At 64.3% G+C, this 15,152-nt stretch carries 16 protein-coding genes; 12 read left to right on the plus strand and 4 right to left on the minus strand.

The window, feature by feature from the left end; all coding sequences use genetic code 11:
* Positions 1–193 precede the first annotated feature (193 nt).
* The 7 genes from FJ492_RS22395 (at position 194) to FJ492_RS22430 (ending at position 6,837) form a co-directional block, all read left to right on the plus strand.
* The gene (locus FJ492_RS22395) at positions 194–1,288 is read left to right on the plus strand and encodes a putative zinc-binding metallopeptidase (RefSeq protein WP_140718498.1); all 1,095 of its coding nucleotides are present in this window, start codon (positions 194–196) and stop codon (positions 1,286–1,288) included.
* A gap of 63 nt (positions 1,289–1,351) precedes the next feature.
* Positions 1,352–1,948 (plus strand): DUF1236 domain-containing protein, encoded by a 597-nt coding sequence (locus FJ492_RS22400; RefSeq protein WP_140510507.1) that lies wholly within the window; start codon positions 1,352–1,354, stop codon positions 1,946–1,948.
* Positions 1,949–2,123: 175 nt separating this feature from the next.
* Positions 2,124–3,077 carry a type II CAAX endopeptidase family protein gene (locus FJ492_RS22405; protein WP_140718497.1) on the plus strand — a complete coding sequence of 318 codons (954 nt, stop codon included), beginning with the start codon at positions 2,124–2,126 and terminating at the stop codon, positions 3,075–3,077.
* 393 nt (positions 3,078–3,470) lie between these two features.
* Positions 3,471–5,057, plus strand: a complete 1,587-nt coding sequence (gene ffh, locus FJ492_RS22415; protein ID WP_140718496.1) for a signal recognition particle protein — start codon at positions 3,471–3,473, stop codon at positions 5,055–5,057.
* 7 nt (positions 5,058–5,064) lie between these two features.
* Positions 5,065–5,391, plus strand: a complete 327-nt coding sequence (locus FJ492_RS22420; protein ID WP_027146221.1) for a chorismate mutase — start codon at positions 5,065–5,067, stop codon at positions 5,389–5,391.
* A gap of 49 nt (positions 5,392–5,440) precedes the next feature.
* Positions 5,441–5,842, plus strand: coding sequence for a 30S ribosomal protein S16 (gene rpsP, locus FJ492_RS22425; RefSeq protein ID WP_027146222.1), 402 nt, complete (start codon positions 5,441–5,443; stop codon positions 5,840–5,842).
* Between the two features lie 149 nt (positions 5,843–5,991).
* Complete coding sequence (locus FJ492_RS22430; RefSeq protein ID WP_140718495.1) at positions 5,992–6,837, plus strand: acyl-CoA thioester hydrolase/BAAT C-terminal domain-containing protein; 846 nt, start codon at positions 5,992–5,994, stop codon at positions 6,835–6,837.
* Between the two features lie 103 nt (positions 6,838–6,940).
* Here the strand turns inward: FJ492_RS22430 and FJ492_RS22435 are convergent, their stop codons facing one another.
* Together FJ492_RS22435 and FJ492_RS22440 are read right to left on the minus strand one after the other, a co-directional pair.
* Positions 6,941–7,204 (minus strand): YMGG-like glycine zipper-containing protein, encoded by a 264-nt coding sequence (locus FJ492_RS22435; RefSeq protein ID WP_027146224.1) that lies wholly within the window; start codon positions 7,202–7,204, stop codon positions 6,941–6,943.
* Positions 7,205–7,327: 123 nt separating this feature from the next.
* Positions 7,328–7,738 carry a DoxX family protein gene (locus FJ492_RS22440; protein ID WP_140718494.1) on the minus strand — a complete coding sequence of 137 codons (411 nt, stop codon included), beginning with the start codon at positions 7,736–7,738 and terminating at the stop codon, positions 7,328–7,330.
* Positions 7,739–7,937: 199 nt separating this feature from the next.
* Between FJ492_RS22440 and FJ492_RS22445 the strand changes: the two genes are divergently transcribed.
* Complete coding sequence (locus FJ492_RS22445; protein WP_140510516.1) at positions 7,938–8,345, plus strand: ACT domain-containing protein; 408 nt, start codon at positions 7,938–7,940, stop codon at positions 8,343–8,345.
* Positions 8,346–8,570: 225 nt separating this feature from the next.
* Here the strand turns inward: FJ492_RS22445 and FJ492_RS22450 are convergent, their stop codons facing one another.
* Entirely contained in the window at positions 8,571–9,605 is a 1,035-nt protein-coding gene (locus tag FJ492_RS22450; RefSeq protein WP_140510518.1) for an aspartate-semialdehyde dehydrogenase, read from the minus strand.
* 550 nt (positions 9,606–10,155) lie between these two features.
* Between FJ492_RS22450 and FJ492_RS22455 the strand changes: the two genes are divergently transcribed.
* From FJ492_RS22455 to FJ492_RS22470, 4 genes are all read left to right on the plus strand, one after another.
* On the plus strand, positions 10,156–12,024 hold the full coding sequence (locus FJ492_RS22455; protein ID WP_140772312.1) for a DEAD/DEAH box helicase: 1,869 nt from the start codon (positions 10,156–10,158) through the stop codon (positions 12,022–12,024).
* Positions 12,025–12,154: 130 nt separating this feature from the next.
* Positions 12,155–12,874, plus strand: a complete 720-nt coding sequence (locus FJ492_RS22460) for a DUF805 domain-containing protein (protein WP_140772314.1) — start codon at positions 12,155–12,157, stop codon at positions 12,872–12,874.
* Between the two features lie 135 nt (positions 12,875–13,009).
* Entirely contained in the window at positions 13,010–13,438 is a 429-nt protein-coding gene (locus FJ492_RS22465) for a polyketide cyclase (protein WP_140772316.1), read from the plus strand.
* Positions 13,431–13,880, plus strand: a complete 450-nt coding sequence (locus tag FJ492_RS22470; protein WP_140772318.1) for a MarR family winged helix-turn-helix transcriptional regulator — start codon at positions 13,431–13,433, stop codon at positions 13,878–13,880. The genes FJ492_RS22465 and FJ492_RS22470 overlap by 8 nt, the downstream gene beginning before the upstream one ends.
* Here FJ492_RS22470 and leuB read toward each other — a convergent pair whose 3' ends face one another.
* Positions 13,881–14,984: a 3-isopropylmalate dehydrogenase gene (gene leuB / locus FJ492_RS22475; protein ID WP_140772320.1), complete on the minus strand. Its 1,104-nt coding sequence runs from the start codon at positions 14,982–14,984 to the stop codon at positions 13,881–13,883.
* Between the last annotated feature and the right edge of the window lie 168 nt (positions 14,985–15,152).

A 15,152-nucleotide genomic window follows, 5' to 3' on the forward strand; every position in this document is an offset into this window, starting at 1 on the left:
ATTTGCCTACGATCAAGTGATTATTATGGCGAGGCCATGCATGAAAGACGTTGATGCCGGCCGTGGACCGCATCGGAGCGCCTGGACCAGCGAAGCGAGATAGTCTCGCCGGACCGCGGAACACCGGCCGGTGGCTCGCGTTTGGGCACGGGCCGCCATGCATCCTGTGCCCTTCTGATGAATTGAGACCGAGATGAAACTTTTCGACTGCCCGCATTGCGGCCACCGTCTCTATTTCGAGAACGCCCAGTGCCTGAACTGCAGCAGTCTCGTGCTCTATGATCCTGAGCGCGCGCGCTTTGTCCTGTCCGGCGTCGACGGCGCCATCCAGTGCACCAATGCCGACGAATGCGCCTGCAACTGGATGGCCGAGCCGGGGCAGGTCTTCTGCCGTGCCTGCGTGCTGAACCAGCTGATCCCCGACCTCTCGGTCGACGGCAACCGCCGCCGCTGGATCCGCGTCGAGGCGGCGAAGAAGCGCGCCATCTATTCGCTGCTCGCCTTCGGCCTTCCGGTGGCGCCCAAGCAAAGCCCGACGGACGAGATCGGGCTGGCCTTCGACTTCCTCGCCGATCCGATCGGCGGTGGCCCGGGCGGCGAACGGATTCTCACCGGCCACGACAATGGCCTGATCACGCTGAACGTCGCCGAGGCCGATTCAGCCGAGCGCGAAAAACGTCGCGTCGAGATGGGCGAGAACTACCGCACGCTGCTCGGCCATTTCCGCCACGAGCTCGGCCATTATTACTGGGACCGCCTGATCCGCGACGATCCGCAAGGGCTGGAAGCGTTCCGCGCTTTGTTCGGCGACGAACGCGCCGACTACGAACAGGCGCTGAAGGCCTACTACGCCAATGGCGCCGCGCCCGACTGGCAGCAAGACCACATCTCGGCCTACGCCACCTCGCATCCGTGGGAGGACTGGGCCGAGACCTGGGCTCACCATCTGCACATCACCGACACGCTGGAGATGGTCCATGCGTTGAACTTCCCGCTCGGCCGGCTGGAGACGGTGGAGGCGGCCGAACTGCCCCGGGGCGATACTGGTGGCGGGCTGCAGGCAGCGCCGTCGGAGCCTGCAAAGACGCCCGAGCCCTTCGACAAGATTCTTGCCCGCTGGCTGGTGCTGTCGGAAGCCTCCAATTCGATCAACCGCTGCATGGGCCTGCCCGACCTCTACCCCTTCGTCATTTCGGACGTGACGGCGCAGAAACTGGCCTTTGTTCACGATCTTGTGACCAGCTTGCCGAAAGACACGGGAAATCGTGAGTTGGCTCGCGCGTTTTAACCGGAACGCATGCGCCGCTGCCCCGTTTTCACAGCCGAGGGATCACGAAAACGGAGAGAAACCATGAAATCCGTATTGTTTCCCGCAATCGCCGGAGTGTTCACCATGATGTCGGGCGCCGCATTGGCGGACACCGCCGTATCGGCGGTCACCGATCTCAACGTGCGCGCTGGCCCGGGTCCGCAATATCCGGTGATCGGCGTGCTGGCCGCCGGCCAGTCGGCGACGCTCAATGGCTGCATCGAAAACAGCAAATGGTGCACGATCGCAGAAGCCGGCGGCCAGGGCTGGGTCTATTCCGACTACGTCACCGCCGATTTCGGCGGCAGCCGCGTGGTGCTGACGCAGCGTCGCTCCGCCGTTGCCGTCGTCTCGCCGCCGGACGACATCGGCAACTATTCCACCGAGTACACCGGAGCGATCGTCACCGGCGAGCCGATCGACACCGTCGTCCGGCCTCCGGCCGAGGTCAGGACCTACGTCGACACCCATCGCCTCGACCCCGTCTATCTCGAAGGCGAGGTGGTGACCGGCGCAACCCTGCCCGACACCGTGGAGTTGCGCGAAATTCCCGACTACAAGTATCGCTATGTCTACGTGAACGGTCAGCCGACGCTGGTCGACCCGCAGACCCGGCGCATCATGTACGTGGTGCGTTGACAGAGGCCAGAGGTCGCCGAAGCGGCGGCTGACGACACTAGGAAGACCGTGCCGGCACCGGACGGCGCTTGGGTGCCGCACGATCCGTTTGCGATATCGATTCCGATTCCCGAGGCCATCGGCTAGATCAAGGACAGCTGGATCAAGCAGCGATGGATTCGGATCGAGGACAAGCGTGACAATCGACGACACTGCCTTCGAGCGCTATCGCAACACGCCGAACGCCAGGACGACTTTGTTGCGTCTATTTCTGGGGACGCTGATCGTCGTCCTGCTCTGGGGCGCCACCACCGCGGCCGTGCTGTTGGGTGGCACACATGTCTACTTCGCCTGGCAGGTGACGGCTTCGCCATATGGCATGGAGGGTTTTCTCGCCTCGCCCATTGGCATCGTCTGCGCGCTCACCTCCTTCGCCGGGATCTGGATCGGTCTGTGGATCGCGATGCGCTGGGTGCATGACGAGCCGCTGTCGGCCCTCCTCGGCACCGGCCGCCGCGTATCGCGACCGGACTTCCTCAAGGGTCTGATCGCGGTGCTGATCACCTCGGCTTTGTCCGAAATCCTGCTCTATTTGCTAGCGCCGGGGATCGCTCGCGGCACGATCAGCCTGTCGTCCTGGCTGCTGTTCGCGATCCCGATCGTCGCGCTCACCTTGCTGCAGACCTCGTCGGAAGAGGTGCTGTTTCGCGGCTATCTGCTGCGCGGCCTCGCCAGCCGGTTCCGCAGCCCTTTCATCTGGGCGCTGCTGCCCGGCCTGCTGTTCACCTCGCTGCACTGGAGCGGCGGTTCGTCGGCCGCCATCAATGCCTGCGTGCTGGTTTCGATCGCCGCTTTCGCGCTGCTTCTGACACTCATGGTCTACGCCACCGGCAATCTCGGCGCAGCACTTGGCGCCCATCTCGGCAACAACCTCACCGGCTTCCTGCTGATCTCGCATCAGCAGAGCTACAATTCCTTCGCCTTGTTCACCGCCAAGCCGCTCGAAGGGTCGGGATGGATGATGTCGGATGCAATTCTCATCGCCCTCATCGGCATCGCCTGCAGCTTGCTGACGATTGCTCTATTGCTGCACCCACGCTCGCCGCTCAGGGTCTCGGCCGAGGTCCCGAACGCCGTGGGTACGGCCTGATCGCGGTCCGGGAAACGGCGCGACACCGGCCTTGCCTTGACTCTCGCGTCGATTTCCTGTCTACAGCCCACCAATTCCGCGACGAGTATCCCTCCGAGCAAGCCGACCAGGACGCCGAAGCCTCTTGAGGCCAAGTGCTGTAAACAGATCCTGGAGGCCAACACCCGGCAGCGCTGTGCGCCCCCGGGTGCTTTTTGGTTTTGGGCTTTTGCTTGGACTGGCTTTTGCTTGGAGACTGGGCGCGAACGCATTACCTCTCGGGCACCATCCGGGTGCCAGGGAAAGGAAAACGAATGTTTGAATCGCTGCAGCAGCGCACAAGAGGCGTGGAGGGCCATCGGCCCGACAGGGATCACTATGATTCCAAGGCGCTCTCGCGCGGTGGGTTGATCAATGTTTGAGTCCCTGCAAGAGCGCCTTGGCTCCATCCTGAACGGCCTGACCGGCCGCGGCGCGCTTTCCGAGGCTGATGTCTCGGCGGCGTTGCGTGAGGTGCGCCGTGCGCTGCTCGAGGCCGACGTGGCGCTGGAGGTCGTGCGTTCCTTCACCGACAAGGTGCGCGAGAAGGCCGTCGGCGCCGCCGTGCTGAAGTCGATCAAGCCCGGACAGATGGTCGTCAAGATCGTCCATGACGAGCTGGTCGACATGCTGGGCGCCGAGGGCGTCGCCATCGACCTCAACGCGCCTGCTCCGGTCGTCGTCATGATGGTCGGCCTGCAGGGCTCCGGAAAGACGACGACTTCGGCCAAGATCGCCAAGCGCCTGACCGAGCGGCAGAACAAGAAGGTCCTGATGGCCTCGCTCGACACGCGGCGCCCCGCCGCGCAGGAGCAGTTGCGCCAGCTCGGCGAGCAGGTCAAGGTCGCGACGCTGCCTGTGATAGCAGGCCAGAACCCGGTCGATATCGCTAGGCGCGCCGTGCAGGCGGCCAAGCTCGGCGGCCATGACGTCGTCATCCTCGACACCGCCGGCCGCACCCATATCGACGAGCCGCTGATGGTCGAGATGGCCGAAATCAAGAAGGTGTCGAGCCCGCACGAGATCCTGCTGGTCGCGGATTCGCTGACCGGCCAGGACGCCGTCAACCTGGCGAAAAGCTTCGACGAGCGCGTCGGCATCACCGGCCTGGTGCTGACCCGCATGGACGGCGACGGCCGTGGCGGTGCCGCGCTATCGATGCGCGCCGTCACCGGCAAGCCGATCAAGCTGATCGGCACCGGCGAAAAGATGGACGGGCTGGAGGAATTCCACCCCAAGCGCATCGCCGACCGCATCCTGGGCATGGGCGACATCGTCTCGCTCGTCGAGAAGGCGGCGGAAAACATCGACGCCGAGCAGGCGGCGGCGATGGCCAAGAAGATGCAGTCGGGCAAGTTCGACCTGAACGACCTCGCCCAGCAGCTTCAGCAGATGTCGAAGATGGGCGGCATGGGCGGCATCATGGGCATGATGCCCGGCATGGGCAAGATGAAGGACCAGATGGCCGCCGCCGGCCTCGACGACAAGATGTTCGGCCGCCAGCTCGCCATCATCTCCTCGATGACCAAGGCCGAGCGCGCCAATCCCGATATACTGAAACACTCGCGCAAGAAGCGCATCGCCGCCGGCTCCGGCACCGATGCGGCCGAGATCAACAAGCTCTTGAAGATGCATCGCGGCATGGCCGACATGATGAAGGCGATGGGTGGCAAGGGCAAAGGCGGCGGGCTGATGCGCGGCATGATGGGCGGCCTCGCCTCCAAGATGGGCCTTGGCGGCATGGTGCCCGGGGGCGGCATGATGGGCGGTGGCATGCCCGACCTGTCGAAGATGGATCCCAAGCAGCTCGAAGCCTTGCAGAAACAGGCGCAGGCCGCCGGCCTCGGTGGCATGAAGGGCTTGCCCGCCCCAGGCGGCGGCTTGCCCGGCCTGCCTGGCGGCATGAAGCTTCCCGGCCTTGGCGGTGGTGGCGGCCTGCCCGGTCTCGGCAAGAAAAAGTGAGGACGCTATGAACGAAGAAAAGGACATGGCCGACGCCCGCACCATCCTGGCCGGCTATCGCGCCTCGATCGACAACATCGATGCCGCCCTCATCCATATGCTGGCCGAGCGCTTCCGCTGCACCAAAGCGGTCGGCATGCTCAAGGCCGAGCATGGCCTGCCGCCGGCCGACCCGGCGCGCGAGCAGCAGCAGATCGCCCGTCTTCGCCAGCTTGCGAAAGATGCGCATCTCGACCCGGATTTCGCGGAAAAATTCCTCAACTTCGTCGTCCGCGAAGTGATCCGGCACCACGAACAGATCGCCGCTGCCAACGGCGTGACGAAAACCGGCTGACAACCAGCCTGAACAATCAACGAAATCAGAGCTTTTAGGAGAAAAGAAAATGGCACTGAAGATCAGACTGGCCCGTGCGGGCTCGAAGAAGCGTCCTTACTACCACGTCGTCGTCGCCGACGCCCGTTCGCCCCGCGACGGCCGGTTCATCGAGTCGCTCGGCTCGTGGAACCCGCTGCTGCCGAAGGACGGCGAACGCATCAAGGTTGACGCCGACCGCGTCAAGCATTGGCTGTCGCACGGCGCCCAGCCGACCGACCGCGTTCTGCGCTTCCTCGATGAAGCCGGCCTTGCCAAGCGCGAAGCCCGCTCCAACCCGAAGAAGGCCGAGCCCGGCAAGAAGGCGCAAGAACGCGCCGCCCTGCTGAAGAAGGCCCAGGACGACGCCGCTGCCGCCGTCGCCGCGGCCGCTGCCGCACCAGCCGAAGCGGAAGCCGCCACCGCCGAGTAATCGCTTCCTATTCCTTGCGCAAACAGAACGGCGGGCCTGTGCCCGCCGTTTTGCTGTTTGCAATTGTCACTCACCTGCCCTTTGCTGTTTCCTTGGGAAAGCTTCTGATTTTTCCTTGGGAAAGCTTCTGATTTCCGGCTGAGGATCGGATGGACGAACGAGCAGTCGCGGAGGAAATCCTGTCCGGCGGCGTCGCCGGAACCCTGTTGCGATGCGTCGATGCCACGACAGGTGTCGTGGTGTTGAGCGGATCGAGCGGCCGCGTCGATGTCGAGCGCGCACGACTGTTTGCCGATGTGGGCGTCTCTGCCCTTGCCCTCCGCTGGTTCGGCGGCGAAGGCCAGGTCCCAGGCATATGCGAAATCCCCCTGGAGACGTTTTTCGCCGCGACCGACTGGCTTGTCGGATTGGGGTGCCGGCGCATCGTCTATGTCGGCACATCCAAGGGCGCCGAGGCATCCTTGCTCGCGGCAGCGCATGACCCGCGCATCGATGCCGTGGTCGCGATCAGCCCGACATCGGTGGTCTGGGGCAACATCGGGCCGGGCCGCGACGGCATCAGTTGGCCCGAGCGGTCGTCATGGACGCTGAACGGGGTTCCATGCCCGTTTGTTCCAACCGACCCGGATTGGAAGGCATGCTACCTCGATGGCCTTGTGTCCTATCGAGGGCTTTTCGAACACTGCCTGGCAAGATTCAAACAGGAAGCGGACAGGGCCGCCATTCCCGTCGAGGTTATTTCGGCGGAGATCGTGCTGGTCGCGGGCGGCGGCGACGCCCTGTGGCCATCCCTGGATTTTGCTCGATCGATCGTCCGGCGTCGAAAAGACGCCGGAAAGGCCACGCGCCTCGTTTCGGCTCCCGACGCCGGCCACCGCATTCTCCTGCCGGGTGAAAACACGCCGCGCTCAAGCTCGCATGCCCATGGCGGCAATGACCGCGCCGACGCGGGTTTGGGGCGGGACGCCTGGCGATACGTCCGGGAGCTCCTGTAGCGCGCGCCGTGATAGTGCCTCAAACGAGTTGCAGCCAATTCATCGATCGAAAACGGCGGGTCAAAAGCCCGCCGTTTGCTCTTCATTTTTGGCATGCGGTCGTTCAATAACCGCTTGGGCAGCGATCGACATAGGTATGGCCATTGCGGTCGCGATAGCGGCAACGGCCCGGTTCGCTGGCCCGGCCGATCAGCGCACCGGCTACGGCCCCGACGGCACCGCCGACAACCGCGCCTTGCACCGGATTATTGGCGACCGCCGCGCCAACCGCGGCACCGCCGAGGCCACCGACGGCAGCACCTTTTTCCGTTTGCGAACAGGCGCCGAGCGCCGTCGTCAGTACCAGAATAGTCAGGATTCTCTTCATTTGTCGTTCCTCTCACATGCGGATCGCCGTCTCGCCGCCAAATCCCTAACTCTCAGACGGCTAATTTGATCCCGAGAAGAATGAAGATCGCGACGACACCTGGCAGCGATTGGCGCGGAACGGCTACCGGCTGAACGGGATCAGAGCGCGCACTTTGGGGTCACGCAGATAGAGGCCGCCCCAAAGGATGATGCCGAGATAGACGCCGAACAGCGTGTGCGAAAACAGCGGACTGCCGATACGCGCATTGGTGGCGATGGCGCCGCCCATATAGGCGGTGAGCAGGATGGCGCCGAGCGCGGAGGTGCGCGGCAGGGTGTAGAGCGCGGTCGAGACCAGGCCGATGATGCCCAGCATGCGCGCGACATTGGCGTCGGCCGGCCAGCCGAGCGGCACCATCGTCTGGGTGACGATATCGAGCGGTGGCAGCTTGATGGCGCCGTCGAAGATCATGAACAGGATGATGAGGCCGCTGAGCACGCGGCCGGTCCACAGGGCGCCGGACGAGACAGGCGCGGTTTGAGAAATGCTCATTGGTGGTCCCTCCTGATGGTTAGCCCCGTGTTCAGCGGGATCGAACCAAGGACGTGCCGTGAGGCGGCGATCCGACACGTGTCTGGATTTGTCTTGGCGCCGATTTCCACCATGCTGCGACTCTGCTGCCAGCAGAGCTATCGGCATTCGTCCATGGCGGGCTATTGAGGAGCGGGCAGTGCACCAGGCGAGACGACAAATGACCGGCGAGACCGATCTGAGGACATTGTTGGCGTCGATGACGCCGGAATTGCTTGATGGCACCTATGTCTTTGCCACGCTGGCGCCGCACGTGCCGCAGCCCGAAGGCCTGGAGCCGGTGATGGTGTTTCGCGAGCGCGAGGGTACGACGCTGATCGTGACCGAGGAAGCCGCCCGGACCACGGGGCTGGAGGCTTCGTTCCGCTGCCGGATGATCACGCTGAACATCCACTCATCGCTCGAAGCCGTCGGCTTCCTCGCCGCCATCACCGCACGCCTCGCCGCCGCCGGCATGGGCGTCAATCCAGTCTCGGGGTTTTACCACGACCATCTGTTTGTGCCGGCCGGGCGGGCGGAGGAGGCGATGGCGGTGCTGCGCGAACTGAGTATGGATAGCGCGAGTTGAAATCGGCGCAGAGCGGCTTTGACGGCTAATCTCATGACTCGGCAGTGCCAAATCGGTATGGCCGGCGCTGCCCCTCATCCGCCCTTCGGGCACCTTCTCCCCGTAAACGGGGAGAAGGAAAGGCATCCGGCCGAAAGGCCAAGCCCGCGACGGCGGGCCGCCGGTCGTCCGGCGCCCTCGCGGAGGGCCCGCCGCGGCAGCGGCGATACGGCCCGTGAGCGAAAACTAAGCCGCCTTCTTCTTCGGCTGGATCAACCCGCGTTCGACCAGCAGTTCGGCGATCTGCACCGCGTTCAACGCCGCGCCCTTGCGCAGGTTGTCGGAGACGATCCACATCGACAGGCCGTTGTCGACGGTCGAATCCTCGCGGATGCGCGAGATGAAGGTGGCATCCTCGCCGGCTGATTCCAGCGGCGTGATGTAGCCGCCATCCTCGCGCTTGTCCAAGACCTGGCAGCCAGGCGCTTCACGCAGGATGTCGCGCGCCTCGTCGGCGGTGATCGGCTTCTCGAACTCGATGTTGACCGCTTCCGAATGGCCGATGAACACCGGCACGCGCACGCAGGTCGCCGTCAGCTTGATCTTGGGGTCGAGCATCTTCTTGGTCTCGGCAACCATCTTCCACTCTTCTTTGGTGAAGCCGTCGTCGAGGAAGACATCGATATGCGGGATGACGTTGAAGGCGATGCGTTTGGTGAACTTCTTGACGTCGACCTGGTCGGCGACGAACACGGCGCGCGTCTGCGTGAACAGTTCGTCCATGCCTTCCTTGCCGGCGCCGGATACAGACTGGTAGGTGGCGACGACGACGCGCTTGATGGTGGCGGCATCATGCAGCGGCTTCAACGCCACGACGAGCTGCGCCGTCGAGCAGTTCGGGTTGGCGATGATGTTCTTGCGCGTGAACAGCGAGATCGCGTCCGGGTTCACCTCGGGCACGATCAGCGGCACGTCCTGGTCGTAGCGGAAGGCCGATGAATTATCGATGACGACGCAGCCCTGCTTGCCGATCTTCGGCGACCACTCCTTGGAGACGTTGCCGCCGGCCGACATGATGCAGATGTCGGTGTCGGAAAAATCATACTGGTCGAGCGGCCTGACCTTCAGCGTGCGGTCGCCGAACGACACTTCCGTGCCCATGCTGCGCCGCGAGGCGAGCGCCACGACTTCGCTGACCGGAAAGCCGCGCTCTTCCAGAATGTTGAGCATTTCCCGGCCCACATTGCCCGTGGCGCCGACGACTGCAACCTTGAAACTCATAGAAATCTCCTGTCCCTCTCCGCTTGGTTCTTGGAGAAAACCCGCCGGCCAAGTGCGGGTTCCGTCCCCCGGGCCGGACCCGGGAGAGGGTGGTTAGGCCAAGGGAATCACACCGTTTTGGTGGTGGTTTTGGCCATAGTTTTGGTCGAACGGTAAGATGCACCAACGCGTCCGGCCCCACTGATGTGGCCGGGGACGTCGAAGGCAAGAAGAGCCATCAAAAGGCCGCGCATCGAGATTGATCCCGTTCGATGCCGGCTTTTACGCGGTTTGCGGCAGGAGTCAATCGCGGGGCGCAATGCGGTTCTCCCTTCTCCCTTGTGGGAGAAGGTGGCCTCGCGAAGCGAAGCGAGGTCGGATGGGGGTGCTCCAGGGAACACCAACGCCTCACTCCGCTGGAACACCCCTCAACCGTCTTGGCGCTGCGCGCCTGCCCTGTACAAAAAGGGCGGCAGGAAGTACGAACGGCCAAGATTGTTTGGCTGGCACGGCGCCAGCCCCGGCTTGTGCTCCATGATGAGCGCAGAACCCTGAATTCCGAAAGAATGAGATGTCCAACTTCGAAGGTATTGTTCCCGCGCTGGCACAAGCGCTGGAGAAACGCGGTTATTCCGACCTGACACCGGTGCAGAAGGCGGTGCTGGAGCTCGGGCAGGCCGACGCTCTGGTGTCGGCACAGACCGGCTCGGGCAAAACCGTCGCCTTCGGCCTTGCCCTGGCGCCGACGCTGCTCGACGGCGCGGAACGTTTCGGCCCGGCAGCGGCGCCGCTGGCGTTGGCGGTGGCGCCGACGCGCGAACTGGCGCTGCAGGTGACGCGCGAGCTCGAATGGCTCTACGAGCCGACCGGCGCCACGGTGGCATCCTGCGTCGGCGGCATGGACATGCGCACCGAACGGCGGACGCTGGAGCGCGGCGCCCATATCGTCGTCGGCACGCCCGGCCGGCTGCGCGACCACATCACCCGTAATTCACTCGACATGTCGACGCTCAAGGCCGTGGTGCTGGACGAGGCCGACGAGATGCTCGATCTCGGCTTTCGCGAGGACCTCGAATTCATTCTCGATGCCGCACCGGCCGACCGTCGCACGCTGATGTTTTCCGCCACCGTGCCGCGCTCCATCGCCACGCTCGCCCAGGGCTATCAGCGCGATGCCGTGCGCATCTCGGCCGCCGGCGAGGAAAAGCAGCATCTCGACATCGAATACAGGGCGCTGAATGTCGCCCAGGCCGACCGCGAGAACGCCATTATCAACGTGCTGCGTTTCTATGAGGCCAAGAACGCGCTGGTGTTCTGCAACACCCGTGCCGCCGTCAATCATCTCACGGCCCGCTTCAACAACCGCAATTTTTCCGTCGTCGCGCTCTCGGGCGAACTCAGCCAGAACGAACGCAGCCATGCGCTGCAGGCGATGCGCGACGGCCGCGCGAAAGTCTGCATCGCCACCGACGTGGCAGCGCGCGGCATCGACCTGCCCAACCTCGAACTGGTGATCCACGCCGACCTGCCGACCAATCCGGAAACGCTGCTGCACCGCAGCGGCCGCACCGGACGTGCCGGACGCAAGGGCGTCAGTGCGCTGATCGTGCCCAATAGCGCCCGCAGGCGCACCGAGCGGCTGCTGCAAAGCGCCAAGCTGACGGCGACATGGGCGAGCCCGCCCTCGGCCGACGACGTGATGCGGCGCGACGACGAGCGCATCCTTGCCGATCCGGCTTTCGACGAACCGGTGAAGGACGACGAGCGTGCGTTCATCGACGCGCTTCTTAGCCGGCATGGTGCCGAACAGGTGGCGGCCGCCTTTGTGCGCCAGTGCCGCGCCAGCCGCTCCGCGCCCGAGGATCTGATGGACGTCGCGCCTTTCACACCTTCGCGCGAAAGGCTGGCGGGCGAGAAGTTTGCGCACCGCGACGAGGCGCCCAGCCGCCGCGACGATTTCGGCGACAGCGTCTGGGTCTCGCTGTCGGTCGGACGCCGGCAAAATGCCGAGCCGCGCTGGCTGATCCCGATGCTGTGCCGTGCCGGCAGCATCAGCAAGCGTGAGATCGGCGCCATCAAGATGCAGCCGGAAGAGACGTTCGTGCAGATCGCCGCCGACTGGGCCGAGCGTTTTCTCGCCGCGATCGGCCCCGACCGCAAATTGCAGGGCAACATCGTGGTGAGGCGGCTGGACGGCACGCCTGACTTGTCGCGGGCCGGCTATCAGCCGCCCAGCCCCGACAAGAAACCGCATCGCGGCAAGGCGCCGTTCGACCCGAACGCGCCGAAGCGCAAGTTCGAGAAGCGTGCACCGGCTTCCGCCGACCAGCGCCCGGCAGCCGCGCATGAGGCAAAGCCGTGGGCGAAAAAGCCGGGCAAGCCGAAATTCGAAAATACCGGCGCGCCTAAGCACAAGAAGACGAAGAAGCGGCCGTCGTAAGACCGACGCGAAAGCCTCGCTGCTGATTTTTGCGTCATTTGCCGCGAAGGCGGTAGCTTATGGGCGGCTTGCCCATCTGTTCGGCCCTGTGCCACATCTTGGCAGGGACGTGGCGACAAGGGAGCGGGCGATGCGCGGCGAAGTGCTTCACTATGACGAGGGTCAGGGCTTCGGCTTCATCACCGGCGCCGATGGCAGCCGCTACACCTTCACCCGCGAGAACCTGCGCCGGCAAACCGCGATGCCCAATGGGACAGTGGTGGAGTTCCAGGCGGGCGGCGGCCAGGCGCGAGACGTCTTTTCGATCGCCGGCCAAACCACCGCGAGCTCGACCGTGGCCGCCGGCATAAACGCCGCTCCGGCTCCAGCCGGCACCGCACCCGCGGCCCGCGCACCGCAGGCACAGCATTTCGGCCGATCCAGCGAGAGCGCAACCGCCGAACCCAGTGATCTCTGGGGCTATTTCTGGCGTGGCCTGACGCGGAACTACTTCAACTTCGCCGGCCGCGCCCGCCGCAAGGAATATTGGGGCTACTGCCTGTTCTGGGTGGTCTGCCTGCTCATCACCGGCGGCATCGGCATCTTCACCGATATCGAAATGGGCAATTTCGACACAGATGTCTCGGCGGCGGTGACGGTCGGCCTCTGCGGCACCTTCCTCCTGGTGACGCTCCTGCCCGGTCTCGGCATGACCGTACGCCGGCTGCATGATATCGGCCTTTCGGGCTGGCTCTATCTGGTGATCCTGATCCCCAGCATCGGCAGCCTGATCATCCTGGTGTTCGCGCTGATCCCGACCCAGGCGCATGAAAACCAGTGGGGACCGGTGCCTGCTGGGGTCAGGATTTAGCGGTCAGGTCCCGAGAAAAGTCACTCCAAAAACGACGGTTCAGCCGATCTTCGTCACAGATGAAGATTCCGCTTGCAATTTAATCCGCGCACAGATAGTCTGTGTGCAGATTAAATAAACCAGTGGAGCAAGACGATGTGGACCAATGAATACACCGCGACTTCCCCGCTTCCGGCGCGAGCCATCTGGAACGCGCTCAAGGCCTTGCATGAAGGCCGCCTGACCTATGAGGGGTCCGACACTTTCGTGCTGCACGGGCCGTTCGCCAAGGGCACCCGCGTCTCGGTGACACCGGTTGGACAGGACACGTTCGAATCGACCATCGTCGATCTCGTCGACAATTTGACCTATGCCGATGAAACCTCGTTCGGTGACACCACGCTGCTGTTCCGGCACACGCTGGTGCCCGTCGAAGGCGGCACGCAGGTGACGCACCGGCTTGATATCTCGGGCCCTTCGGCCGCCGAGGTCGGCCCGGAACTCGGGCCCAAGATTAGTGGCGATTTCGACGTCTCGATGGCCAGGCTGTTCGAGCAGGCGGAGGCGTTGGCGAACCGTGGCTGAACTGGACACGCGCTTCAAGGGTGGACCATCGGAGAGCCCCGGATTGCTGCTCTGGCGGACCACAATGCGCTGGCAGCGTGTCATGACGGCGGCGCTGGCGCCGCTCGACCTGACACATGTCCAGTTCGTGCTGCTCGCCTCGGCGATGTGGCTTGGCCGCAATGGCGAGCCGCCCAACCAGGTGCAGCTCGCCGCCCAGGCCGGCACCGAGGTCAAGATGACCTCGGACGTCGTCGCCCGGCTGGAAGTCAAGGGATTGATTGCACGCGAGGCCGACCCCCGGGATTCCCGAGCCAAGGTGATCCGCGTCACCGCCGCCGGGGTGGCTGCGGCACAGCAAGCGATCGTCGCCGTCGAGACCGCCGACGCGGCCTTCTTCGAACCTGTGGAGGAGGCGCAGCTCGTCGGCCTGCTGCAGCAGCTTGCCGGCGAGATCCGCTGATTATCCCAGGAATTTTGCGATAATCGCGTCGCCCATCTCGACGGTACCAACCTCGGTCATGCCGGGTGAGAAAATATCCTTGGTGCGCCAGCCCTGGTCGAGCACGGCGGCGATTGAAGCTTCGAGCTTGTCGGCTTCATCGACCATGCCGAAGGAATAGCGCAGGCACATGGCGAAGGAGGCGATCATGGCGATCGGGTTGGCGATGCCCTTGCCGGCAATGTCGGGTGCCGAGCCGTGCACCGGCTCGTACAGCGCCTTGCGCTTCTTGGTCTTGGCATCCGGCGCGCCGAGCGAGGCCGACGGCAGCATGCCGATCGAGCCGGTCAGCATGGCGGCGATGTCGGACAGCATGTCGCCGAACAGATTGTCGGTGACGATGACGTCGAACTGCTTTGGCCAGCGCACCAGCTGCATGCCGCCGGCATCGGCCAGCATGTGGTCGAGCTTGACGTCGGAATAGCGTGCCTTGTGGGTCTGGGTGACGACCTCGTTCCACAGCACGCCCGACTTCATGACGTTGCGCTTTTCCATCGAGGTGACATGGTTCTTGCGGGTCCGCGCGAGCTCGAAAGCGACGCCCGAAATGCGCTCGATCTCGAACGTGTCGTAGACCTGCGTGTCGATGCCGCGCTTCTGGCCGTTGCCGAGATCGATGATCTGCTTGGGCTCGCCGAAATAGACGCCGCCGGTCAGCTCGCGCACGATCAGGATGTCGAGGCCTTCGACCACTTCCTGCTTCAGCGAGGAAGAGGCGGCCAGCGCCGGGTAGCAGATTGCCGGGCGCAGATTGGCGAACAGCTCCATGTCCTTGCGCAGCCGAAGCAGGCCGGCCTCGGGCCGCACCTCGTAAGCCACGGCATCCCACTTCGGCCCGCCGACGGCACCGAACAGCACCGCGTCCGCGGCCATCGCTTTTTCCATATCGGCATCGGAAATCGCCGCGCCGTGCGCATCGTAGGCACAGCCGCCGACCAGGCCCTCATCGGTGACGAAGCCGCTGCCGAGCTTTGCGTTCATGGCCGCGATCAGCTTCTTGACCTCGTCCATGGCCTCGGGGCCGATGCCGTCGCCGGGGAGCAGGAAAAGATGCTTCGTTGCCATGGAGAGCCGTCCCAGAAAGATTGCGTTTCGATTTTGCACAGCGTTCTTTGCGCGCCAAGGAGGCGCGCGGCGCTGTGCGACCGCGGCCTTGCTAAACGCCCAGCGGTTGCAGCGCAAGCCGTAAGGACGCAGCGGTGCTGAACAGTGGCCAAGCAGCGATCCTTCGCG

The sequence above is a fragment of the Mesorhizobium sp. B2-5-4 genome, from assembly GCF_006441095.1.
GTDB classification, from domain to species: domain Bacteria; phylum Pseudomonadota; class Alphaproteobacteria; order Rhizobiales; family Rhizobiaceae; genus Mesorhizobium; species Mesorhizobium salmacidum.